This is a genomic window from Geotalea sp. SG265, assembly GCF_022808985.1.
In the GTDB taxonomy this organism is placed as follows: domain Bacteria; phylum Desulfobacterota; class Desulfuromonadia; order Geobacterales; family Geobacteraceae; genus Geotalea.
Genome location: NZ_JAKZFT010000019.1, coordinates 46,057 through 69,845 on the forward strand (window position 1 = coordinate 46,057; position 23,789 = coordinate 69,845).

At 55.6% G+C, this 23,789-nt stretch carries 25 protein-coding genes; 21 read left to right on the top strand and 4 right to left on the bottom strand.

Features of this window, described 5'->3' with window-relative positions; all coding sequences use genetic code 11:
• The first annotated feature begins 17 nt into the window (after positions 1–17).
• The 15 genes from ML541_RS17010 to coaBC all read left to right on the top strand — a co-directional run bounded on the left by ML541_RS17010 (position 18) and on the right by coaBC (position 14,213).
• Entirely contained in the window at positions 18–671 is a 654-nt protein-coding gene (locus ML541_RS17010; protein WP_243374739.1) for a protein-L-isoaspartate(D-aspartate) O-methyltransferase, read from the top strand.
• A gap of 364 nt (positions 672–1,035) precedes the next feature.
• Positions 1,036–1,926: an RluA family pseudouridine synthase gene (locus tag ML541_RS17015; protein WP_243374740.1), complete on the top strand. Its 891-nt coding sequence runs from the start codon at positions 1,036–1,038 to the stop codon at positions 1,924–1,926.
• Between the two features lie 88 nt (positions 1,927–2,014).
• Positions 2,015–3,226 carry a 30S ribosomal protein S1 gene (rpsA, locus tag ML541_RS17020; protein ID WP_243374742.1) on the top strand — a complete coding sequence of 404 codons (1,212 nt, stop codon included), beginning with the start codon at positions 2,015–2,017 and terminating at the stop codon, positions 3,224–3,226.
• Positions 3,227–3,248: 22 nt separating this feature from the next.
• Complete coding sequence (locus ML541_RS17025) at positions 3,249–4,166, top strand: PfkB family carbohydrate kinase (RefSeq protein WP_243374743.1); 918 nt, start codon at positions 3,249–3,251, stop codon at positions 4,164–4,166.
• A 113-nt stretch (positions 4,167–4,279) separates the two neighbouring features.
• Positions 4,280–5,026: a tetratricopeptide repeat protein gene (locus ML541_RS17030; RefSeq protein WP_243374744.1), complete on the top strand. Its 747-nt coding sequence runs from the start codon at positions 4,280–4,282 to the stop codon at positions 5,024–5,026.
• A 7-nt stretch (positions 5,027–5,033) separates the two neighbouring features.
• Complete coding sequence (locus ML541_RS17035; RefSeq protein WP_243374745.1) at positions 5,034–5,861, top strand: helix-turn-helix domain-containing protein; 828 nt, start codon at positions 5,034–5,036, stop codon at positions 5,859–5,861.
• A gap of 40 nt (positions 5,862–5,901) precedes the next feature.
• The gene (locus ML541_RS17040) at positions 5,902–6,636 is read left to right on the top strand and encodes a GAF domain-containing protein (RefSeq protein ID WP_243374746.1); all 735 of its coding nucleotides are present in this window, start codon (positions 5,902–5,904) and stop codon (positions 6,634–6,636) included.
• A gap of 140 nt (positions 6,637–6,776) precedes the next feature.
• Positions 6,777–7,160, top strand: a complete 384-nt coding sequence (locus ML541_RS17045) for a response regulator (protein WP_243374775.1) — start codon at positions 6,777–6,779, stop codon at positions 7,158–7,160.
• A gap of 24 nt (positions 7,161–7,184) precedes the next feature.
• The gene (locus ML541_RS17050) at positions 7,185–7,628 is read left to right on the top strand and encodes a universal stress protein (RefSeq protein ID WP_243374747.1); all 444 of its coding nucleotides are present in this window, start codon (positions 7,185–7,187) and stop codon (positions 7,626–7,628) included.
• A gap of 185 nt (positions 7,629–7,813) precedes the next feature.
• Entirely contained in the window at positions 7,814–8,992 is a 1,179-nt protein-coding gene (locus ML541_RS17055; protein ID WP_243374748.1) for a response regulator, read from the top strand.
• 107 nt (positions 8,993–9,099) lie between these two features.
• Positions 9,100–9,501 (top strand): response regulator, encoded by a 402-nt coding sequence (locus ML541_RS17060; protein WP_243374749.1) that lies wholly within the window; start codon positions 9,100–9,102, stop codon positions 9,499–9,501.
• A gap of 8 nt (positions 9,502–9,509) precedes the next feature.
• Complete coding sequence (locus tag ML541_RS17065) at positions 9,510–11,087, top strand: FAD-dependent protein (protein WP_243374751.1); 1,578 nt, start codon at positions 9,510–9,512, stop codon at positions 11,085–11,087.
• Between the two features lie 46 nt (positions 11,088–11,133).
• Positions 11,134–12,252: an HD domain-containing protein gene (locus ML541_RS17070; protein WP_243374777.1), complete on the top strand. Its 1,119-nt coding sequence runs from the start codon at positions 11,134–11,136 to the stop codon at positions 12,250–12,252.
• Positions 12,253–12,372: 120 nt separating this feature from the next.
• Complete coding sequence (locus tag ML541_RS17075) at positions 12,373–12,996, top strand: MBL fold metallo-hydrolase (RefSeq protein WP_243374752.1); 624 nt, start codon at positions 12,373–12,375, stop codon at positions 12,994–12,996.
• Positions 12,997–13,022: 26 nt separating this feature from the next.
• On the top strand, positions 13,023–14,213 hold the full coding sequence (gene coaBC / locus ML541_RS17080) for a bifunctional phosphopantothenoylcysteine decarboxylase/phosphopantothenate--cysteine ligase CoaBC (RefSeq protein WP_243374754.1): 1,191 nt from the start codon (positions 13,023–13,025) through the stop codon (positions 14,211–14,213).
• A 39-nt stretch (positions 14,214–14,252) separates the two neighbouring features.
• On the opposite strand, the gene ML541_RS17085 is transcribed toward coaBC, so the two are convergent.
• Positions 14,253–15,161: a zinc dependent phospholipase C family protein gene (locus ML541_RS17085; RefSeq protein WP_243374779.1), complete on the bottom strand. Its 909-nt coding sequence runs from the start codon at positions 15,159–15,161 to the stop codon at positions 14,253–14,255.
• Between the two features lie 47 nt (positions 15,162–15,208).
• Between ML541_RS17085 and ML541_RS17090 the strand changes: the two genes are divergently transcribed.
• Positions 15,209–15,973, top strand: a complete 765-nt coding sequence (locus tag ML541_RS17090; RefSeq protein WP_243374756.1) for a uracil-DNA glycosylase — start codon at positions 15,209–15,211, stop codon at positions 15,971–15,973.
• Positions 15,974–15,985: 12 nt separating this feature from the next.
• Positions 15,986–16,429 carry a PaaI family thioesterase gene (locus tag ML541_RS17095; protein ID WP_243374758.1) on the top strand — a complete coding sequence of 148 codons (444 nt, stop codon included), beginning with the start codon at positions 15,986–15,988 and terminating at the stop codon, positions 16,427–16,429.
• A 24-nt stretch (positions 16,430–16,453) separates the two neighbouring features.
• On the opposite strand, the gene ML541_RS17100 is transcribed toward ML541_RS17095, so the two are convergent.
• A complete protein-coding gene (locus ML541_RS17100; RefSeq protein WP_243374760.1) occupies positions 16,454–17,830 on the bottom strand; it encodes a hypothetical protein in 1,377 nt (458 codons plus the stop codon).
• A 125-nt stretch (positions 17,831–17,955) separates the two neighbouring features.
• Positions 17,956–18,873 carry an AraC family transcriptional regulator gene (locus ML541_RS17105; RefSeq protein WP_243374762.1) on the bottom strand — a complete coding sequence of 306 codons (918 nt, stop codon included), beginning with the start codon at positions 18,871–18,873 and terminating at the stop codon, positions 17,956–17,958.
• A gap of 234 nt (positions 18,874–19,107) precedes the next feature.
• On the opposite strand from ML541_RS17105, the gene ML541_RS17110 reads away from it, so the two are divergent.
• The 3 genes from ML541_RS17110 to ycaC all read left to right on the top strand — a co-directional run bounded on the left by ML541_RS17110 (position 19,108) and on the right by ycaC (position 22,013).
• Positions 19,108–20,112, top strand: coding sequence for an aldo/keto reductase (locus ML541_RS17110; RefSeq protein ID WP_243374764.1), 1,005 nt, complete (start codon positions 19,108–19,110; stop codon positions 20,110–20,112).
• Between the two features lie 91 nt (positions 20,113–20,203).
• Positions 20,204–21,265 (top strand): NAD(P)-dependent alcohol dehydrogenase, encoded by a 1,062-nt coding sequence (locus ML541_RS17115; RefSeq protein ID WP_243374766.1) that lies wholly within the window; start codon positions 20,204–20,206, stop codon positions 21,263–21,265.
• Between the two features lie 124 nt (positions 21,266–21,389).
• Positions 21,390–22,013, top strand: a complete 624-nt coding sequence (gene ycaC / locus ML541_RS17120; RefSeq protein ID WP_243374768.1) for an isochorismate family cysteine hydrolase YcaC — start codon at positions 21,390–21,392, stop codon at positions 22,011–22,013.
• Positions 22,014–22,173: 160 nt separating this feature from the next.
• Here ycaC and ML541_RS17125 read toward each other — a convergent pair whose 3' ends face one another.
• Positions 22,174–22,581 carry a low affinity iron permease family protein gene (locus ML541_RS17125; RefSeq protein ID WP_243374770.1) on the bottom strand — a complete coding sequence of 136 codons (408 nt, stop codon included), beginning with the start codon at positions 22,579–22,581 and terminating at the stop codon, positions 22,174–22,176.
• 322 nt (positions 22,582–22,903) lie between these two features.
• Here ML541_RS17125 and ML541_RS17130 point away from each other — a divergent pair, with 322 nt between their 5' ends.
• A complete protein-coding gene (locus ML541_RS17130) occupies positions 22,904–23,629 on the top strand; it encodes a DUF4197 domain-containing protein (protein ID WP_243374772.1) in 726 nt (241 codons plus the stop codon).
• Positions 23,630–23,789 lie beyond the last annotated feature (160 nt).

A 23,789-nucleotide genomic window follows, 5' to 3' on the forward strand; every position in this document is an offset into this window, starting at 1 on the left:
ATGGCTGGAGGTCATCTATGAAAATGCATGACTCCATGGCAGCGCTTCGTGAAAGGATGATCCGGGAGCACTTGGCAGCCAGAGACATCCGTGACCAGGCGGTTCTCGATGCCATGGCTCAGGTGCCCCGCGAGGCTTTCGTTCCTGAGGAGGAGCGGTACCTTGCTTATGAGGATTACCCACTGCCCATCGGTCATGGGCAAACCATCTCCCAGCCCTATATCGTCGCGTACATGACGGAGGCACTGGAACCCACCGCGGCCGACACCGTTCTGGAGATCGGCACCGGTTCGGGCTATGCTGCTGCAATCCTGAGCAGAATCGTCAGGCAAGTGTACACGGTGGAGCGGATTGCCGAGCTGGCGGCAGCCGCCCGCCAACGATTGGTGCAGTTGGGTTATGACAATATCGAGGTTCTGGCAGGAGATGGATCACTGGGTTGGCCGGAGTACGCCCCCTATGATGCCATCGTTGTCACGGCCGGTGCTCCGGAGCTGCCGAAAGCCCTTCTTCATCAGCTGACGGTTGGCGGCCGGCTGGTGATACCGGTCGGTCCGACCCAGACACTGCAGATGCTCATGAGAGCCAGACGGATAAGCGAATCTGAATTCAAAAGGGAAGAGCTGTGCGCTGTGAGGTTCGTCCCCCTCTTCGGCGCCGAAGGGTGGTAAAGAAATTTGCACCTAAAAAAAGAACCCCGGCCGTTTGGCCGAGGTTCCTGGGAGCAGCTCCCGAATACCGCATAAATTTTGAATTCTCTGCCCTTTGTGTCCAGCATTTCCCCGGAAAACGCTTCAGGCTTCCTTCTCCAGAGGAGGGCTTGCGCACCACGTCTGTAACCGGAGAAAATCATCATGTTAAATATCGACAGGTTCCTCAAAATGTTCTGCGCATATCCGAGAGCTTCTATTAATTATATTTTATCTTTAGGGTGCTAAAAAATCAAGGAATTTTCTTTTCAGGAGGGATGCTTGACATCCGTAGTCAGGCAATGCACTATTACATATTTACGATCGAGATTCGGGGTGGTTTTCAATGCTGGAGTACAAAATTTCCGAAGCGGACCACTGCCGCCAGTTGCAGGGCTTTCTCAATGTCATCTTGCCTGCCGCTACACCTTCCTATGTGCGCAAACTGGTGACATCAGGGCATGCTCAGGTCAATGGCCATCCGGCTGCCAGTTCAAAGATCCTGCGCCTCGATGATGTGGTTGCCCTCAAGGAGAGCGGCAAGACGAAGGCCTTGCTTGGCCCGGCTCGGCCCGTACTGGAAATCCTCTTTGAGGATAGCTGGATTGTCGTATTCAACAAGCCTCAGGGACTTCCCATGCACCGGGCCGCCGAGGTTTATGACCGGAACCTGGTGGAGCAGGGTTCCTGCTTTTTAAACCGGCGGGATGGTGGCAACGGCAAGCTTAGACCGGTGAATAGACTGGACAGGGGCACTTCGGGTGCGGTGATTCTTGCGAAAAGCTCCACGGCTGCCGGCATGTTTGGACGGAAGCTGAAAGAAGAGGGGCTGGACAAGCTTTATCTAGCCGTTGTAGACGGCAATCTGCAGGGTGAAGGAGCCATTACCGTGCCTCTGGAGGGCAAGGAAGCTGAAACCCGCTATAAAGTCATATTCAATGGCTCCCGTCAGTCCCTGCTTGCCGTCTATCCCATTACCGGTCGCATGCATCAGATTCGCCTACATTGCAAAGCCATCGGACATCCCGTCTGCGGCGACCGCCGCTATGGCGGATTGACATGCAGCGGCCTTGAAGGGCATGCCCTCCATTCCTTCAGGACATCCTTTTCCCATCCTGCCACAGGGGAAGCGATCACCATATTTGCGCCGCTTCCCGAAGGTTTTCTCCGGGTTCTGAAGGGCATTGCGAGAGATGATTACTGTTCCGTACTCCAAACACTGTCAAGCCTTCCGTGAGCGGAAAAGCCCTGTCTCCCCTTTATCTGTTGACTTAATCTGAGCTTTACACTAATTTCCATTAAAATATTCATTGAGAGGTTCCTGCATGAGTACGAATGATGAAAAAAACGAACAGGAATCGGCAGAAGAGAGTTTTGCCGATCTTTTTGAAAAAAGCTTTTCCGCACAGGCCCGCCTGGAGCCGGGGCAGAAGATAGATGCAACGGTCCTGAAAATCAGCGGCGACTGGATATTTCTCGACACTGGCAGAAAGGGTGAGGGGGTCCTTGAGAAAAAGGAACTTCTAACCCCTGACGGCGAACTTCCCTTTAAAGAAGGGGACACCATTACCGCTTGGTTTTTGGGAATAGTGAACAACGAATTGCGCTTCACGACAAAGATGGGCAGTGGTGCGGCGGGAAAATCGCAACTGGAAGAAGCCTGGAAGAATGGGATTCCTGTGGAAGGGCATGTGGAAAAAGAGGTCAAGGGGGGATTCGAGGTCAAGGTAGGCGGCAGCGTGCGCGCTTTCTGTCCCTATTCCCAGATTTCCCTGCGCAGGCTGGAAAATGCAGCCGACGTCGTCGGCCGGCACCTGTCCTTCAGAATAACCGAATATGGAGAGAACGGCCGCAATATCGTCCTGTCTCACCGTTCGATCCTGGAGGAGGAGGCGGCCAAACAGAAGGAAGCGCAGAAAGAAACACTCAAGGAAGGAATGACGGTGAGAGGTACCGTCACCTCCATTCGTGACTTCGGCGCGTTCATTGCCGTCGGCAGTATCGAAGGGCTGCTGCCCATCTCGGAACTGGGCTGGACCAGGGTGAAGAATGTCAGCGAGGTGCTTTCGGTCGGCCAGGACGTGGAGGTGGTGGTAAAGCAGATCGATTGGGACCACGACCGCATATCCTTCAGCCTTAAGGACACCCTTGCCGACCCATGGGATGCCGTTGCCGCCCGATTCCCCGAAGGTTCATTCCACCGGGGGCAGGTGGCGCGCCTGGCCCAGTTCGGTGCTTTCATCACGCTTGATGCGGGAATCGACGGGCTCATTCATATCTCCAGGCTCGGCGCCGGCAAGCGGATCAACCATCCTCGGGAGGTACTGAAGGAAGGGGATACGGTCGAGGTCAAGGTGGAGAGTGTCGACAGGGAAAGCAGGCGGTTGTCCCTATCCTTGGCCGAAGTAAGCCGGGCCGCCGAGGAAGAGGAGCGAACCCTGGAAGCCTTCCGCCGGACTTCAGCAGAAGGTGCGTCGAAAACCATGGGCACTCTGGGGGATCTGCTCAAGGCAAAGCTGGAAAAGGTAAAAAAATAGACTTGATTCAGGAGAACCTTAAATGGGCATTCTGGTTGTTGGTTCTGTGGCATTCGATTCGGTTGAGACTCCATTCGGTAAAATGGAGGGAGTTCTCGGCGGATCAGCGACTTATTTTTCCACCGCGGCAAGCTTCTTTACCGACGTGAGTCTGGTGGCGGTCGTCGGTGAAGACTTTCCCGATGAAGACATTAACTTCCTGAAATCGAGGAATATCGATCTGACTGGGCTGTCACGGGTAAGCGGCAAGACCTTCCACTGGAAGGGGAAGTACGGCTATGATCTCAATGAGGCACAGACCCTCGAAACCCATCTCAACGTTTTTGAAAGGTTCAAGCCGGTCATTCCTGCCGCATCTGCCGGTGCAGAGTACCTTTTCCTGGCCAATATCGACCCGGAACTGCAGATGGAAGTCCTGAACCAGATGCGGAAACCCCGGATCATTGCCTGCGATACCATGAACTTCTGGATTTCGTCGAAACCGGACGCATTGAAAAAGGTCATCGAACGGGTGGATATACTGATCATCAATGAAGGTGAGGCGCGACAATTCACCGGGGAATCCAATCTGGTCAAAGCTGCGAAGAAGATTCTTGCCATGGGCGCCAAAAAGCTCATCATCAAACGGGGCGAATACGGAGTGCTGATGTTCACCGATGCCACGATCTTTGCCGCACCGGCCTATCCCCTTGAAGAGGTTTTCGATCCGACCGGCGCCGGCGATACCTTTGCCGGCGGTTTCATGGGGTATCTGGCCAATACTGGGGACACTTCCGATGAGGGAATCCGCCAGGCAATCATTTTCGGCAGCGTCATGGCCTCGTTCAACGTGGAGGACTTCAGTCTCAATCGATTGAAGCGGCTTGACTACACGGAAATAGAAACGAGATACCGCAACTTCAAAAAAATGACTCATTTCGAGGGGCTGAGCAGCCGATGAGAGGGGGTATGTGCACGTTCCCCCTTGATTGACAATGGTGGGTAAATCTGTTAGCCTCCCAGAGGCTGAGTCAGCTTTAATTGCCGTATGCCAATGCGGCCGATGAAGGATCTATGAAGCATCTTTTGTTAACGATTTCCGCCGTGGCGGCTATTCTGCTTGCAGGATGCGCCATGAGCGAGGAGGCACGGAAACGGTCCTCCTATCATTACCAGATGGGATTGTCCTATCTGGGCGAGAACAACTTCACCAGCGCCCTGGTGGAGTTTTCCGAGGCAGAAAAGCTGGATTCCCGGAATCCGGAGCTCCTCAACTATCTGGGCATGGTCTACTATCGCAAGAACAGATATGACCTGGCCGAGCAAAAATACCTGAAGGCCCTGAAAATCAGCCCAGTCTATTCGGAGACGCGGAACAACCTGGCGGTAAACTATCTGGAAATGAAGCGTTGGGACGATGCCATCGCACAGCTGAAGCTGGTCGCCGAGGATATCTTCTATCAGAACCAGGATACCGCTGCCGTCAATCTCGGGCTTGCCTATTTCGGCAAGGGGGACTATCAGAAAGCACTTGCCGTTTATCGTTCCGCCGTTACCACCTATCCCAGGGACCCGCGGGTGCGGCTGAATCTCGGCCGGGTCTACTTCGCTCTGGACAAGGTCGAATGGGCAGTGGCCGAATATAAGAAGGCGCTTGAATTGAACAGCAATTATGCCAATGCCCATTATAACCTGGCCTTGGCTTATATGAAGATCAAAGAAAACAAATCTGCAGTCGCGGCATTCAGAGAAGTTATCCGCATTGCCCCCGATTCGGAGATAGGGCAATTCGCACGGGAATATGTGGATATGCTGAAGTGAGGGACCAGTGTCTGAATCAGGTTCGGCAGTCATGAGCAGGGTCGAATTGGGTTTATATCTGCGTGAAGCACGGGAAGCGCGGGGCTTTCAGCTTGACGACGTGGCTGCCACGACGCGCATCAGCAAAAATTATTTGGTTGCCATCGAGGCGGGGGATTTCGAAAAGCTTCCCAACCCTGCCTATGTCAAGGGCTTTCTCAGGCTCTATGCTGGTTTCGTAGGACTTTCGGGCGACGACGTCATTGCCATGTATGAAAGAACTGGGGACAAGGCTGAAGATGCCGAAGAAGGAACCGTCTCCGCATCCACGACTTACAGCGCCAAGCCTGCCGCGCGCCGCCGCTTTACCATGCCCCTGATCTTGCTGATACTTGTTCTGATTGCTGCTGTTTTTATCCGGCAGAATGAAGAAGAAAAGGTTGTCGTATCTGCATCGACGCCACGACCGCAGCCTGTTGCCCCTGCTGTGGCGCCGCCGCCGATACAGCAGGCAGTGTCGTCGGCCCGCCCTGAGGCAGCAAACCTTGCGCCCACACCGGCTGTACCTGCCGGCGAGACTGCATCCCCTCCTTCAGTTGCGCCGGGGAAGGGGCTGTTTCTCAAATTGAAATGCAACCAGGACAGCGCTCTCAACGTCACCATCGATGAAAATCTTTCCCAGCATTATGATCTCAAGGCGGGAGACCTCATCGAGTGGAAGGCGGAGAACTCCATTGCGCTTGATTTGGGCAATGCCGGGGGGGTTGAGGCTGAACTCAATGGCAAGACGCTGAAACCTTTCGGTGCTGCGGGGGCATCTACCCACGTGGTGCTGAAGCCGGGCGGCACACTATAAAATCGAATTCCAAGCGGAGTTTTATCAAGGAGACCGTAGTATGCAATTGGTAGCGCGCTGCCGGAAGTGCGGAAGGGTTATGAAGAGCGAGCGGGTGGACAGTTACCGCGTGAAGATGACGTGCAGCTGTGGCTTTTCCGATTTTCGTACCATTACGGAGAAGATCAAGACCGTCAACCCTTTTTATCACAAGGCAGGGTTCACTCCCTTTATGGAAAGCGAAAAAGGCAAGATGGTCCTGACCATGCAGAAGGCCAACCGTGAACACCTTGAAATCATATCGCTGGAAGAGATCAGCATGCTCGTCTCGTCCGATTTCCCGCTTCCCCAGGTTTTACAGCGGGTGTGCGAAAAGGTGGCGAACCAGCTCAAGGTCAGTATCTGCTCCATTTATCTCATGAATGAAGGGCAACTGGTACTTTCCGCCACCCATGGGTTCGACCAGAGCTTTATCGGCAAGATACGGATCAACATCGGGGAAGGGATCACCGGTGCCGTAGCCAAAGATAAACAGTACATTTCCCTGACCAACGCCTCCCTCGATCCACGGTATAAGAACTTTCCTGAATTGCAGGAAGAAAAATACAACTCCATGCTCTCCTTTCCCATTGCGGACAAGCAGGAGGTGTTCGGCATCATCAACCTCAATTCCACCTCCATGAAGACCTTCACCAGCGACGAAATTTATTTCATATCCATCATTGCCAATCTGATTCTTACTGCCGTCAAGCTGCGGCAGCATGTGGCTTCGCGCAAAAAACCCGCCTCGAATTAAGGTGCCGGTACCGTTGGTTCCGGAGTCCCCCTCGTTCCTGCCAGAACCTTTTTAAGCCCCTGTTAACCTGCGACTTGACAGGGGTGAACTCCATGCTAGACTGGACAGCAGCTCATTAATCCAAGCGGAGTCCCATGTTGATACCAATGAAAAATCAAAAGCGAATTCTCGTTGTCGATGATGAAGAAAATGCACGGATAGGACTTTCCCGATTACTGGCAAAGGAGGGCTTCCTCGTCGAGAGTGTTTCCAATGGCTTTGAGGCACTGAACTACCTGCGTCAGCAGGAGGTCAATCTGATCGTTACCGATATAAACATGCCTGAGATGAACGGCATTACCTTTCTCAAGGAGCTGAACAAGAACTTTCCCAAAAGCAATGTGATCATGATCACGGCTTACGGCGGCGTCGAATCTTACATAGAGGCCATGAATCTCGGTGCATTCGAATACATCAATAAACCAGTCAAGATTGAGGAGCTGAAGTCCATCTTGAAGAAGATCTTCAAGGAAACCAGCCATTGAAATGAGTTATGTAAAGGAGGATTTATGACGCGTCTTGAAAAGATTCTCTTTGCCACCGACTTCTCGGAAAACTCTGAACATGCCTTTGAGTATGCCTACTCCTTCGCCAGAAAATTCGATTCCCAGCTGCTGATTCTCCACGTTATCAACGAGCCGGTGGATCTGAGAGGCTTCTATGTGCCCCATGTTTCCTTCGACAACCTGGAAAAGGAAATCGAGGAAGGGGCGGAAAAGATGATGGAAAAATTCTGCAGGACCAAAATCACGGACGGCGTGCGCTACACGTCCGAGATCGTCACCGGTATCCCCTATGAGGAAATACTGAAAAAAGCCGATGAAGAGGCTGTTTCCCTCATCGTTCTCGGCACCCAGGGCAGAAGCGGCATCGATCATCTGCTCTTCGGCAGCACCGCCGAAAGAGTAGTGCGAAAGGCCAAATGCCCGGTTATGACGGTACGTCTTCCTTAACATGAATCGAATCGTTACAGCCGGTAACTAATACCCGAAGGGCAGCTTTGCTGCCCTTCTTTTATGTCCGTAAACTCTTTTTCAGGCAAGCGGATGCATGTTTATCAGATTAAAAATCCTTGTCAGTCGAATTTCATTGTGACTATAATTCCAGTCCTGAATATCAAATTTCCCATTGGATAAATATGGCAAAGGAACTTAAACAGCAAAGCGGCAAAGTGCTTATCATAGATGATGAGAAAGTCATTCTTGACCTGACTTCCATCATTCTGAAAAACCGCGGTTATACCGTCTATACCGCTGTAGACGCTCCTTCCGGTTTCTCGATAATAGAGAGCGCCCAGCCGGAACTGGTGCTTCTCGATTACATGATGCCGGATATCGACGGCCTCAGTGCCCTGCGTGAGATCAAGAAGCGCTTCCCCGATACATATGTCATCATGTTCACCGGCAAAGGAAGTGAAGAGATTGCCGTAGAGCTCATGAAGGCCGGTGCTTCCGATTACATTCTCAAACCATTCAACAATCAGGATCTTGCTGATCGTATCGAAAATGTCCTGAGAATTCGAGGGTTTGAAATAAAGAACAGGGAACTGCTCCGCGAGAAGGAGATGCTTCTTGCAGAGATTGAGGCATGGAACCTGGAACTTGAGGCAAGGGTCCAGGAGAAGAGCGAGGCCTTGCAGAAAGCCCAGGCTGAGATTGTCCAGTCGGAGAAACTGGCGACTCTCGGCTATCTGTCCGCCGGCATGGCCCACGAAATAAGAAACCCCCTGAACTCCATCTCACTGTTCGTCCAGCTGATCAAGAGCGGCATGGACGATCCCGAGAAGCTGGAGTATGTGGAAAAGATCGTCAAGGAGATCGATCGCATCGACGGCATTCTGCGCAAGCTGCTTGATGCCTCGAAACGGCCGAAGTTCGAGATCAGGGACGTCCTGATCCACCAGGTCATCGACAATACCCTGGAGATATTCAGCCCGCAGATTGAGCTGCACAGGATTACGGTCAACAAGGTATACCGGCATATCCCTCCAGCCATAAAGGCCGATCCTTCGGAACTGGAACAGATCTTCACTAACCTCTTCCTCAATTCCATCCACGAAATGACATCGGAGGGCACTCTGGGTGTCTTTCTCGACTGCGACGACGAATATATCACCATCAGGGTTTCCGACACCGGCACCGGCATCCCCCCCGAAAACGTACCCTACATATTCGATCCTTTCTTTACCACCAGCAGCCGCGGCACCGGCCTCGGGCTTTCCGTCGTTCTGCGCATCGTCAAAAATTACAAGGGCAAGATTGAGGTGGAAAAAAGCGATGCCACCGGTACCATTTTCTGTGTAAAACTGCCCCTTTGAGTTTTCCGGATTTGCCTGCTTTGTCCTTTTCTTTTGAGTTGTATTTTTGTATTATGGCCCGGATTTCGTGATGCGCCGTTCATAGAAGTTCGTTTTTTGAGGTTTTGATGGCTGCCAGAGGCAAAATCCTTTTGATCGACGATGACCCTTTTTTCCTCAAGGTACTGTCCGATTCCTTTCAGGAGACCGGTTTCACCGTGATTACCGCCGGCGATGGCGTGGAAGGGGTAAAGGCCTATATCGACAACGCTCCCGATGTGGTTATCAGCGATCTCATAATGCCGCGCATGGGTGGGGTCAGCACCTGCATGGAAATATCACGGCGCGCGGGAGACACTGCCCCGGTCATCATCCTTCTTACCTCCATGTTTCACGGAGCCCCACATGAGCACGAAATCCCGGAGATGGGGGCTAAAATTCACATACCTAAATCAACCAAACCCTTCGACATTGTCATCATCGTCGAACAGCTGCTGGACCGCAAGAGACAACAGCGGCCCCCCCAATAGCCCTTCCCATGCCATTCCTGCTCCGTAACCTCACACTGGATCTGGGGGAGAATGAAGCGCTCCTTCCGGCAATGGTCGGTGCCAGGTTTTCTCTCCAGCCGGGGGAAATCATTCGCTTTGCCATTGTGCGTAAGGGGATCGATGCCCGGAAGAAACCGCGCATCAAGCTCGTTTACACGGTGGAATTTTCCCTGGCTGATGAAGAGCGTTTCCACAAGGCCCACGGAGGCGGAGACCTGGAGTATGTTCCGGAAAAGAAGCCGGCCCTTTTCCCGCGGGTGACTGGCGGCAAGCGGACCGTTATCGTCGGCATGGGGCCGGCAGGGCTTTTTGCCGCCCTGCGGCTTGCAGAGTACGGACTGACCGCCACCATGATTGAGCGAGGCAGGCCGGTGGAAGAGCGGCTGCAGGATGTCCAATCCTTCTGGGACCGGGGCTTGCTGAATCCGGCCAGTAATGTACAGTTTGGCGAAGGGGGGGCGGGAACTTTCTCCGACGGTAAGCTGACCACACGGCTGAAAGATCCGCATATCCGCTACGTCCTGGAAAAGTTCGTGCAATTCGGGGCTCCCGAGGATATTCTGACTGCTGCGAAGCCGCACATCGGCACGGACCGCCTGCGCGGCGTGCTGACGGCTGCCCGGGCCTATCTTGTCGAGCGGGGTTTTGCCATCGGTTTCAGCCGTTGTTTGTCGGATATCGTCGTAAACAACGGGAGGCTTACCTCCATCAGGATCAACGATGATGATGAGCTGCCCTGCGACGTGCTGGTATTGGCGCCGGGGCACAGTGCCCGCGACACCTACGCCATGCTCCACGGCCGCCAGGTGGCCATGGCACAGAAGCCGTTCGCCATCGGTTTACGGGTGGAGCATCCACAGGAACTGATCAATCGCATCCAGTATGGCATGCCTTCCCATCCGCAGTTGCCGGCGGCCGATTATGCTCTCGCCTACAACGACGGGCAGACGGGACGCTCCGCCTATTCATTCTGCATGTGTCCCGGGGGTGTGGTTGTCGCCGGCGCTTCCGAAGAGGGTGGAGTGGTGACCAACGGCATGAGCGGCTACGCCCGTAACTCGCCCTTTGCCAACAGCGCTCTCGTGGCGACCGTGCACACCGGTGATTTCGGCGGTGATCATCCCCTTGCCGGGGTGGAATTCCAGCGAAAATGGGAGCGGCGGGCATTCGAGACAGGAGGAGGCGGCTACCGGGCTCCCGCCCAGAATCTCCTGGCATTTCTCGGGCAGGGGCGCGGCGGCATGGTTTCTTCCAGCTACCGGCCCGGTGTGACGGAGACCGACCTTGCCCTGGTTCTGCCCAAGACGGTTCACCGCACGCTTACGGACGGCATCCGATACTTCGAGCGGAAGATGCGGGGATTCATAACTGCCGAAGCCAGTCTTACCGGTGTGGAAACGAGGACCTCGGCGCCGCTCCGCATCCTTCGCGGTGAAGACATGCAGTCTGCGACGGTTCGGGGGCTCTTTCCCGTCGGAGAAGGGGCGGGATACGCGGGTGGCATCATGAGTGCCGCCCTTGACGGTATTCGGGCTGCGGATAGTATTGCCCGGCTGGGTGCCTGAACAGGCATTTGGCATGGTTGCCAACGATGAAGAGAAAAAGGGGTGCATCTTGAAGAAATTTGTTTCCGAGATAAAAGATCGTGATCAGGTTGATTCCGTTTTTCTGGTCAAGGAAAAGATCACGGCAATGGCCAAGAACGGTAAGCCATACCTGACGCTACGCCTGATGGATAAAACCGGTGAAGTCGATGCCAAGATCTGGGATAATGTGGACCAGATCAGCGCGCTGTTCGACAAGGACGACTTCCTCTCGGTCCGCTCCAAGGCTTCGGTCTACCTGGGCAAGATGCAGCTGATCATATCGGAATTGCAGAAAGTACCGGAGGAGAGCGTCATCCTGGCGGATTTCCTGCCGGAGACGGAGCGGAACATCAAGGAAATGGAGTCGGAGCTTTTCGCTCTGGTGGACTCCATTGCTGACGGCAACCTGAAGAGGCTGCTCGAAGCCTTCTTCCGGGACGACGAACTGTTCAGTCTCTACCGGGTTGCTCCGGCGGCGAAGGGGATGCATCACGTCTTCCTGGGGGGGCTTCTGGAACACTCCCTTGCCGTAGCCAAGCTGGTGGATGTCGTCGTGCCGCTCTACGGGGGGCTCAATCGGGACCTGCTCATCGCCGGCGCGCTGCTCCATGATGTGGGGAAGGTGCGGGAGATGACCTACATGCGCGCCTTCGACTATACGGACGAGGGGAAGCTCATCGGCCACATCACCATCGGCGTGGAGATGCTCCAGGAAAAGATCGCCGTCATTGCCGGTTTTCCTCCAGAGAAGGCCATGCTCCTCAAGCACATGCTCCTTTCCCATCACGGCCAGTACGAGTTCGGCTCGCCAAAACGGCCGAAGACAATCGAAGCGACTATTCTTAACTACCTGGACGATCTCGATTCGAAGATCAACGGCATCAGGACCCACATCAGGAAAGAGGCCGCCAGCGATTCCCGCTGGACAGCCTATCACCGTCTCTACGACCGCTATTTCTACAAGGATAACGGGCAAGATGAAGCGGAAGTTGAGATCGAGCCGGTGGTGGAGATTCCGGTGGAGACGAAACCCCTGCCGGCGAAGCCTGTCCAGTCCAGGGAAGGGAAGCCCGGCTTTCACAACAACCCCTTCGCCCAGCTGAAAGAGGAGAATCTCGACCTGTTCCAGCTGCCGAAACGATAGCGTCCCGTGGTGTTAAACCGGCGCCGCTTGCCGGCCATGGTGGTATGCATCGCAGTGTTGCTCCTTGCCGGTGCTTTCCTGCTTGGTGTGCCATTCCACAAATCTGAAAAGAGGTGTCACATGATATTCGAAACCATCGTAGTCGGGCAACTGGGGGTAAACTGTTTCATTCTCGGATGCGAAGAGACCCGGGAAGGGATCATCGTCGATCCGGGAGCCGATGCGGCGCGTGTGCTGGCGGCGGTGCAGAAGCTGGGGCTGACCATCAAATACGTCATCAACACCCATGGACATTTTGACCACATGGGGGGCAACCGGCGCGTGGTGGAAACAACGGGAGCGAAGCTTTTGATCCACGATGCCGATGTCTACTTCCTTTCCCGGGCGGCGGATTCGGCCGCCGGCTACGGCCTCAGTGCGGAAAACTCTCCCAAGCCCGACGACCTCCTCACCGACGGCATGGTGCTGACCTTCGGCAAGCACAGCCTCAAGGTGCTCCACACCCCGGGGCATACCCCGGGTGGCTGCTGCCTCTATCTGGAGAGCGAAGGAAAGATCATTACCGGCGACACCCTCTTTGCTGAATCGGTGGGACGGACAGATTTTCCCGGCAGTTCCCATGCCGACCTGATCGACGGCATCCGCTCAAAGCTGCTGGTTCTGCCGGAGGAAACGCTTGCCTTTCCCGGCCACGGGCCGTCAACGACCATCGGCCACGAAAAGAGCCACAATCCCTATCTCTAAAACAAATTCATACCAATGGGGGCAGCATGTTGCAGGGCAAAGAAATCATTCTCGGGGTTACTGGCGGTATTGCCGCCTACAAGGCGGTTGAGCTGCTGCGTCTCCTGACCAAGGCGGGAGCCGGCGTCCATGTGATTATGACCGCTTCGGCAACCGAATTCGTCACGCCGCTGACCTTCCAGACACTCTCCATGAATCCGGTTTCCACCTCGCTCTTCAACATGATCTCCGAGCGGGAGATCGGCCATATTTCCCTGGCTGACCGTGCCGATCTCTTCATCATCGCCCCCGCTACCGCCAACGTCATCGGCAAACTGGCCAACGGTATCGCCGACGATATGCTCACCACCACGGTCATGGCCACCAAGGCACCGGTACTGGTAGCTCCGGCCATGAACGTCAATATGTACCAGAACCCTATCTATAGGGAAAACGAGGCGAAGCTGAAGCGGCACGGCTATCGCTTCGTCGAGCCGGCCAAGGGGATGCTGGCCTGCGGCTGGGAAGGGGAAGGTAAGTTGCAGGAGCCCCAGGTCATTTTTGAGGAGGCGGTTGCGGCATTGACCAGACAGGACCTGGCCGGCGAGCATGTCCTGATCACCGCCGGGCCGACCCGGGAGGAACTTGACCCCGTGCGCTTCATCAGCAACCATTCTTCGGGCAAGATGGGCTATGCCATAGCCCGGGCGGCCCGTCGCCGCGGCGCTACGGTGACCCTCGTCACCGGTCCCACCTGCCTTGCCGAACCGTGCGGCGTGGAGACAATTCAGGTGGTCAGTGCCGAGGAGATGCGGCAGGCGGTGATGGCGGCCTTCCCGGCAAGCACCATGATCATCAAAGCCGCCGCCGTTTCCGATTACCGGCCTGTAGCCAGGGCGATGGCCAAGATCAAGAAGACTGCCGGGACCCTTACCCTGGAGCTGGAAAAGAACCCGGATATCCTCAGCGAACTGGGGCAGATCAAGGGTGAGAAGGTCCTGATCGGCTTTGCCGCCGAGACGGACGATCTCATGGGTAATGCCGCCAAAAAGCTCGCGGCAAAGAATGTGGACATGATCGTCGCCAATGACATCGGGGCTGAGGGAGCCGGTTTCAATGTGGACACCAACATTGTCAAGCTGCTCTTCCGTGACGGCAGTGTGGAGGATGTGCCGCTCATGGGCAAGCAGGAACTGGCCGATCTGCTTTTGGACCGGGCGGTTAAGTTGAAGAGTTAATAGTGAAGGGGGAAGGGGGAAGGCGTTTTTCAGCATGAACTATTCGGTGGAGAGAATTTCCAGTAACAGCTCCGGCTTGCAGATCGCTTCCTGCAGCCTCCCTTTGATTTCATCCAGCTGCTCATGGGCCTGCTGTTTGGAGAGCTTGCCGCTGCGGTAGAGCAGCCGCAGGTTTTTTCTCACCGCCTCGGCCGTGGCCAGCGCCCGTTCTCCGGTTGGATCGGCCTGGAAGAAGGATGAATCCTGGAAGCCATTGAGAAAATCAAAGACCGCTTCTTCCGCCAAGGCCATATATTCGTCCCGGTCCACCTCCTCAAGACCGAAGCGGGAAATGTCCGAGAGGGTCTGCAGGACCTGCTGCCATTTTTCCAGTCGGCTGACCAGCAGAATCGAGTTGAAAATCCGCTTGTTGGTGCCGAAGGAAAAGAGCGTATCGGACAGGACTTTTCTCAGCAGGGCGTCATTTCTGCGGTAATGCTCCAGGGAGATCTTTTTTGCAATGTCCCAGATCTCTTTATCCACGAAGGTTTCGAACCGCATCTCCCAATAGGCATGCTTCAAGGTCATGGTGGAAAAGCTGCGCATGACCTTGTAGGGGACGTAATAATTGTGGGCGACGGTATCGGCGGCCAGGTGGGCAAGGTAGCCGTAGGCGCATGCTTTCTGGGCGCCCATGTCGGCATTTTCCAGGACCTTGAGTCCGATCCGCCACCGGTGGCAGTGGAGTAGATAATGGGTGAATTTCTTGCCGACGGTGATGTCGGCGGCGATGCAGCCATAGAGGAAATCATTGGGAAATTCGGCAATCACCGCTGCCACGGCAGGTGTCAGTGCCTGAAGATTGTTGAGGACGGCGGAGCCTAACTGGAGATGGATGCCGGCACCCCAGGCGAGGGCATCGTGGGGAGCCAGAACGATGAGTAGAAGGACGAAAGGAATGATTAACATTGCCATAAAGAATAGGGGATGTGCCGGTAAATGTAAAGGAGTTTGCCATGCATGAAGCTGCAGAAGCCCGGCAATTGGTGGCTTCGCTGCGCGCCTATCTGGAGGACCTTCAGGAAACCGGTGTAGACGGCCTTGTCTATGGCGAACCAGCCATGGTTGCTGCACCGGAGCAGCCGGCGGCTGTCCCTGCCGGTGCTTCAGCGGGTGCGATCTCTACTGCAAGTGCTCCCTCTCCTGAGGAAGCGGCGGAGAAGGAAACCCTGGAAAAGGTGCGGCTCGATCTGGGGGAATGCCGCCGTTGCGGATTGGCCGGCACCAGGACGAACCTGGTTTTCGGCGTCGGCAATCCTGCCGCGAGACTGGTTTTTGTCGGCGAGGCGCCGGGGCGGGACGAAGATCTGCAAGGGGAGCCCTTTGTGGGAGAGGCGGGGCAGCTTCTGACCAAGATCATAGCCGCCATGCAGTTCAAGCGGAGCGATGTCTACATCTGCAATATTCTCAAGTGCCGTCCTCCTGGCAACCGTAACCCGGAACCCAAAGAGATCGAGCAGTGCCAGCCCTTTCTCCTGCGGCAGCTGCGCGCCCTGCGCCCCGAAGCCATCGTCTGTCTCGGCACCTTTGCCGCTCAGACGCTGCTAAAGACCAAGGAGCCGATCTCCCGGCTGCGCGGGCGTTTTCACGACTACCACGGCATTCCGCTCATGCCCACCTTCCATCCAGCTTTTCTCCTGCGCAATCCTGCCATGAAACGCGAGGTGTGGGAGGATATGCAGCAGGTGATGCGGTTGCTCGGAATCGAACTGAAGAAGTAATGGGAGGCGACCATGTACCAACACGTCTATGACACCCGCATGCCCGGCGGTGGGGAAATTCCCTTCGAGTTGCCCCGCTGGATCGCCTGCGCCCCATTTGAGGAGTATCTGGGGATGACGATAGAGGAGGCTGCAGAAGGGCATGCCGTCCTTACCATGCCCTTCACCGTCAAACTTTCCCAGGGGGTAGGATTCATGCACGGCGGCGCCATTACCGCCCTGGCCGACACGGCGGTCGCCATGGCCATCAAGAGCGTCCTCCCCGAGGGAAGCAATTTCGTCACCATGGATCTGGGGCTGAAGTTCCACGCGCCGGTCCGTTCCGGGGTAGTCAGGGCCGTGGCGCGGATCATCGAGCGTGACGAGCGGAATATCAAGGGGGAAGCCGAGGTCTTCGATGGGGAAGGGATCAAAGTGGCGACCTTTAGCTCCGTTTTTCGGGTGCGGCGGCAGTAGCATCCCTGTATCATGTTTCGCCGATCAACTGAGGTCGATGGAAAAGAGGATGGAATAAGCCCGCTCGCCTGGATCATGAACCGGCGGCTGTCTTTTGATGGTGTTTTCCGCAGCGAGGGAAATGCCGGCATGGTCGTAGCCGAGGATATTCTTCCATTTCAGCCGCTTTACCGACATCTTTGCGGCAACCACATCCACCAGGGAAATATCGGTGCCCCTGGTTCCCGTATACCCGATTCCCCCCTCCAGCAGCACCCCTGCAGGCTGCCGTTCCCGTTTCACCGTGGCCTCTATGGAAAGGTCCGTGGAGCGGGAATTCGTTACCAGGTCGGACTTTTGCCGATAGCCCAAGGTCTGGTTGAAAACCCAGCCGGAGATGGCCTGCTCCGGGACAACCTGGATGGACGATTCCGATGAGAGGTCCCGTTGCATGGTCATGTCGCGCAACAGGGCGTAATTCCCCTTCAGCTTGCCCCCTAGAGTGGTGCCGGCATATTGCAGCGTGCCTCCCACATCGTTGACCCAGATGCTGGCGCCGCTTTCTCTCCGTTGCCCAATCCTGCATCGTATGGTTCCGGGAAGATTCTTCAGATAATCGAAACGGTATCTCCCCTCCAAGTAGCGCTCGATGCGCCCTCCGGGGAGGGAGAGGCTCTCCCGCATGGACCGGCCCTCGGTCAGACGCAGGGATACCGGCCCTTTGCCGATGCTCATGCCGATGCGACTGATATCCTTTTCGCCCGTGGGGAGTGAAAGAAACGTGTACTCCGGCCCCTTATGTTCATAGAAGGCGCCCCATTTGGTTTGGCCGAGGTCCGATTCGCCGTTCAGTCGCCAGGCTTTGTCCTGCAGAGAACCCCTCTCCGTGGTTGTGCCCGAAACCAGCCCCGCAGCGGCGTCCAGGCGAAAGTTGCTCCCTGCCAGACTGCTCTTGCCGAAGAGGAGTTGGGAGGCCATCTCTTTGCCCTGGCGCGCTTCTTTCGCACCGATGATACCGATGGCGCCCCCGGTGCGATCTGTGGCAGAGAAGGTGGCGATGGAACCGAAGACTTCCCTGTCGAAGACCGTGCGCTCGTCGGTAATGGCAAAACTGCGGAACTCCCCCTGGGGGCCGGCAATGGAATAGTCGAGCCCCTTGCCACCCACTTTCGGCAGAAGGTAGGGAATGGGGGCCAGTTCCATGATTCCCATCCTGATTGACTGCCCCTCCCGATGGGCTCCGATCAGGGGCAGATCGTCGGCTTTTTCGACCGATTGGCTCCAGTGGGGTACCTGCGGCAAATGCACGAACATGTCCGCCCCGTGCACCTGCGCGGGATCAGCAGGCAGCGTCTGGCCTTGTGCAGCTGATGCCCAGATGGACACAATGAGGACCAGGATTGTCCGACGCAAGCAATTCATCGTAAAAGAAGCCCCCTCCTTCCCCATATGTTCCGTCGTTACCTCTAGTGTATCGCGATCATTATCTTCTGCAGCGCCGCTGAACAGACGTTCTCCAAGGTAGCAGGTATTGCAGGAAGAAACAACTAGTCAACCAGAGCCACCCGCAGCTTGGTTATGTCCCGCAATGGCGGTGCCCCGAACATCCGGTTGTACTCCCGGCTGAACTGGGACGGGCTTTCATACCCCACCTCGAATGCTGCGGTTGCGGCGTCAAGGCGCTCGGCCAGCATCAGGCGCCGGGCTTCCTGTAGGCGGAGCTGCTTCTGGTATTGCAGGGGGCTCAGCGCTGTCATGGTGCGGAAATGGTGATGAAAGGTCGAGGTGCTCATGCGGGCCTGCTCGGCAAGGTCGTCGATGTGCAGCTGTTCCCGGTAGTTGTTCTTCAGCCATTCGATCGCCCGGGCAATCTGCTGACTCTGGCTACCCGCCGAGGCAATCTGGCGCAACCGTGCACCCTGATCTCCCACCAGCAAGCGGTAAATGATCTCCTTTTGAATGATCGGTGCCAGAATCGGAATATCCTGCTCATCGCCAAGCAGATCGATTAGTCGTTGAAAGGCGGTCAGGAGCGGCAACGTTACCTCGCCGGTTGCCATGCCGCGGCTTGTTTGTTGGATCCGCGGTTGAGGCAGGTTGCTGTCCGCCATCAGGTGCGCAACCTCTTTCTGGTCAATGAGCAACCTGAGCCCCAGGTAAGGCTTCTCATGGCTCGCCTCGATCACCTGGACCACCGTCGGCAGATGGACGGAGGTGATGAGGTAGTGGCGGGCGTCATAGACATAGGTTTCCTCTCCCAGCACAACCCGTTTGGCTCCTTGGACGACCATGCAGATGCTCGGTTCGTACATGCCGCTCATGGGCTCGGTAGGTTCAATCCGCCTGAACAAACCTAACCCGGGGACGGCGGTTGCATACTGTTCGCCTTCTTCGGTCCATCGTGCAATAGTGTTCCGTAAGCTCATCAGTGCAAGTTCCATGACGTTGTCGCCGATTTCCTCCATAATCGCCCCCTCTTCAACTCTTTAGTCTCTTCGATATTAACCGACTCTTGCTTCTTTTTACAACGTCATTTCTGGTGAATCATACGATTGGGCAATAAATCGACAGGATCGGTCTACCGCCATGTATCCTTGCTGGAGTACGTTATACTCATCACAAGGGCTTGAGCGGACAGAGTCAGTCCTGGCTGATCTTTGTGACGCTCAATAAGCGCTTCCAGTTGAAAGGAGAATCTGATGCAAAAACGAGTTTTGGGAAAAAGCGGCCTGGAGGTCTCGGCAATCGGTCTCGGCTGCATGGGGATGAGCTTTTCCTACGGTCCCCCAAAAGACAAACGGGAAATGATTTCGCTGATCAGGGCTGCCGTGGAGCGTGGCGTCACCTTCTTCGATACGGCCGAAGTCTACGGTCCCTTCACCAACGAGGAGCTGGTCGGCGAGGCGCTGGCGCCGCTACGGGACCAGGTGGTTATTGCCACCAAGTTCGGTTTCGACACCGGTGTCGATCCCCGGGCCATGAAGGGGGGCGGACCGGTGCTGAACAGTTGCCCGGAGCATGTCAGAGAAGTGGCCGAAGCCTCACTGAAGCGGCTCAGGGTCGAGGTCATCGACCTGTTCTATCAGCACCGGGTCGATCCGCAGGTGCCCATCGAAGATGTGGCTGGCGCGGTGCAGGAGTTGATCAAGGAGGGCAAGGTAAAGCATTTCGGCCTTTCCGAGGCGGGCATAGAGACGGTCCGTCGCGCCCACGGCGTGCAGAAGGTCGCTGCCGTCCAGAACGAATATTCCCTGTGGTTCAGGCGCCCGGAAGAAGGGTTGCTCCAGGCCCTGGAAGAGCTGGGCATTGGCTTGGTCGCCTACAGTCCATTGGGCAAGGGCTTTTTAACCGGCAAAATCGACGAAAGCACCACCTTCGACAGTACCGACTTCCGCACCACGCTCCCTCGCTTTTCCCCTGCAGCGCGGAAAGCGAACCAGGCCCTGGTGGATCTGCTCGGCCGGATCGGCAACCAGAAGCACGCGACCCCAGCCCAGATCGCCCTTAGCTGGCTTTTGGCCCAGAGGCGGTGGATCGTGCCCATCCCGGGGACGACCATGCTGGAACGGCTGGATGAGAATATCGGCGCAGTTGCCCTGGAACTCACCTCAAGCGAGCTGCAGGAGATAGAGCAGGCCGCGGCAAAGATCAAGATAGAGGGGGCGCGGTACCCGGAAAAACTGGAGCAGATGACCGGGCGGTGAGACTGCCTGCGAAAAAGATCCAATTTCATCATTTTTATAACAGCAACCTGGTGGAGTTGATGCCAAACGAAATCAAACAGGAGAAAAATACATGTACAAAGCAAAAGCATATTCGGTTGCCAGTGCCACGTCACCCTTTGCCTCAGATACCATCCAGCGTCGGGAGACTACCGATAGAGATGTCCAGATCGAGATCCTCTACTGCGGTATCTGCCACTCCGATCTCCACACCGTCCGCGACGAGTGGCACAGCATCATGCCCACGGTCTACCCCTGCGTACCAGGGCACGAGATCGTCGGCAAGGTCACCAAGGTCGGCGCTGCGGTGAGCAAATTCAAGCCGGGGGACCTTGTGGGGGTCGGCTGCCTGGTTGATTCAGACCACAGCTGCCCCAGCTGCCTGAATAACCTTGAGCAGTTCTGTAAGGAACCCACCTTCACCTACAACTCACCGGACAAGCACGGGACTGGGCCGGTCACCTATGGCGGCTACTCGGAGAGCATTGTCGTCGATGAGCGCTTCGTCCTGCGCGTGCCCGCCAATCTTGACCTTGCCGGGGTTGCGCCGCTCCTTTGCGCGGGAATCACCACCTACTCGCCCATGCGCCGCTGGGGAGACATCAAGGGTAAGAAGGTGGGGGTGGTCGGCCTTGGCGGCCTGGGGCACATGGGGGTGAAATTCGCCCGAGCCTTTGGCGCCCACGTCGTCGTCTTTACCACCTCCCCAAAGAAAAAGGAGGATGCCCTGCGTCTAGGAGCCCATGAGGTTATCGTTTCCACCGACCGACAACAGATGAAGCAGCACGCCGGGACCTTCAATTTCATCCTCGATACCATCGCCGCCGAGCATGACATCAACGCCTACATCACCATGCTCGGCCTCGAAGGGAACATCACCCTGGTGGGGGCACCGGACAAGCCGCTCCCCGTCTCCGCCTTTGCCTTGCTCTTCGGTCGCCGCACCCTCTCCGGTTCCCTCATCGGCGGCATCAAGGAGACCCAGGAGATGCTCGATTTCTGCGGCGAGCACAACATCACCTCCGATGTGGAAGTCATCCCGATCCAGCAGATCAACGAAGCCTACGAGCGGCTGGTCAAGTCGGACGTGAAGTACCGCTTCTCCATCGATATGGCTTCGCTCAAAGCTGAGTAAATCCGAATCGTAAACCGTCCCGGTAGCGATGCTTCAGGGCGGTTTTTTTTACTCTATTCAACAACGTGGTGTCCCCGGAATTTGCTAAAATTGTCATGTAGCTAAAATTTCCCAGGAGGCAATCATGGGCGAATCGATGAAGTACACACGACTATCGAAGGACCAAGCAGCGTGTCTTCTCGTGGACCATCAGGCTGGCCTGATCTCGCTGGTGCAGGATTTTTCTCCCGGAGAATTCAAGAACAATGTGCTGGCTTTGGCGGACACAGCAAAATATTTCAATCTGCCCACTGTTCTCACCACCAGCTTCGAGGAAGGGCCGAACGGGCCGCTGGTGCCGGAACTCAAGGAGTCATTCCCAAACGCGGCCTATATCAGACGCCCGGGCCAGATCAATGCCTGGGACAACGACGATTTTGTGAATGCGGTGAAAAAGGCCGACCGCCAGCAGCTCATTATAGCAGGGGTCGTAACGGAGGTATGTGTTGCGTTTCCGGCGCTTTCGGCCATAGAGGCCGGTTACCAAGTATTCGTTGTTACAGACGCTTCGGGGACTTTCAATGAAGTAACGCGTAATGCTGCCTGGTCACGAATGGCAGCCGCCGGCGTGCAGTTGATGAGCTGGTTTGGTGTCGCCTGCGAACTGCACCGTGACTGGCGTAACGACATTGAGGGCTTGGGGAATCTGCTCTCTAATCACATCCCGAACTACCGGAACCTGATGACCAGCTTTTTCGCGAGGAAATAGGGGGACCAGGATATCGGGGGAACATAAAAAGTAGTGGTCGCTTTTTCTAACTTGACGGTGATTAACCGTGAAGATGCTGCCGTGCCGAACAACAAAGGGGGACAGATAAAAACAGTCTGTCCCCTTTCTCATACTGCTCCTTGTTAATCACCGCCGGGGATCACCCTTTTTTCTTTTCAGTCTGCTCCTTCTCGACGTCGCCCTTTCCCCGTTTATCCCTCACCTGTTCGAACTGCTTCTGCAATTGATCAAGCTTCTCGTCGCTCAGGTCTTCCAGGTCGATAAGCGAATCGCGCGCCCCCTTGATTGCGTGCAACAGTTCGTCGAGCTTCAGGTGCAAGGCCTTCGAATCCCGGTTTTGAGTATTCTGGATTATGAACACCATCAGGAAGGTGACAATGGTGGTGGCGGTATTGATGATGAGCTGCCAGGTATCGGAGAAACTGGAGACAGGGCCGGTGGCTCCCCATACGACAAGAGACCCAAGTGCCGCAAGGAATGCCGCAGGAGTCCCCATGGCGTCGGCTATCTTCTTTGAAAAGACATGAAACAGATCCCTGACCGACATTTCCGTCTCCTTACTATAGTATACCCTGACAGCTGATTGTGGGGGGCGTCTGTTATTCTTCAGTGTCAGGTTCTGGAAAAGTTTTAGAGATCACCTATGCGGGAACATGCTTGTCTGCCCACCTTCGATCTCGCTTAATACCACTCAATGTCTATTGTCAAAGTGTTGAAAAAGTCGGTCGGGGAAAGGTGAACGGACAAGAAAGAGTGGGTGCAGGGCCGGCTGTTTTTATATTCCTTTTTCCCACTGAATGCTATACGCTGCTGTCCGCGGAACCGCCGGGGGAATGCTGGCCTGATGGCGCGAGTGAAAGGAGCAGAGTATGAGGATCGGATTGTTGTGTTGCCTAGCGGCGGCGCTCTTGCTGCTGACTTCCTGCCAGGATTTGATGCTGCAGAACCTGGCGAACGACTTTGGTCTGGCCGTCAATCAGGACGTCCTTGATGAGCCGACGATCGTAAAGGGGCTGAAGGAGGCGTTGTCCATCGGCACGGAACGGGCGGTGAAGGTTGTCTCCCAGCAGAATGGCTATTTCGGCAATCAGTTGATCAAGGTACTGATGCCGGAAAAGATGCGGAATGTGGCCGATATGCTTGCCCAGATAGGGTTCCAGCGCCAGGTTGACGACTTTGTCCTGAGCATGAATCGGGCGGCGGAAAAGGCCGCTCCCACCGCTGTTGGATTTTTTGTCGGTGCCATAAAAGAGATGACCTTTGCCGATGCCCGGCAGATACTAAAAGGTGGGGATACCGCTGCTACGGAGTATTTCAAAGCCAAAACGGCCGCCAAAATCTACAACGCCTTCAATCCGGTGGTGGCGAAGAGCCTCGATGACGTGGGCGCCACCCGCGTCTATAAGAACATGATGAAAACCTACAAGACCATTCCATTTACCAACCCTCCCGGCTTTGACCTGGACCAGTATGTGACGGGCAAGGCAGTAGACGGCCTCTTCTCCACCCTGGGAGAAGAAGAGAAGAAAATCCGCGCCAACCCAGCGGCCCGTACCACCGAACTGCTGCGGCGGGTTTTTGGCAGCAGTCGCTGATGGCTGAATGAGATGACACTGCCGCTTTCCACCGGTAGATTCTATTCGTAAGTGCACCACGTGATAAAAAAGCAGGACATGATGGTTTTCTGGTAGTGTGTGAAGCGCGACCAACACTCACTACGGAAAGGAACCCACCATGTCCTACAGCCATTTTACT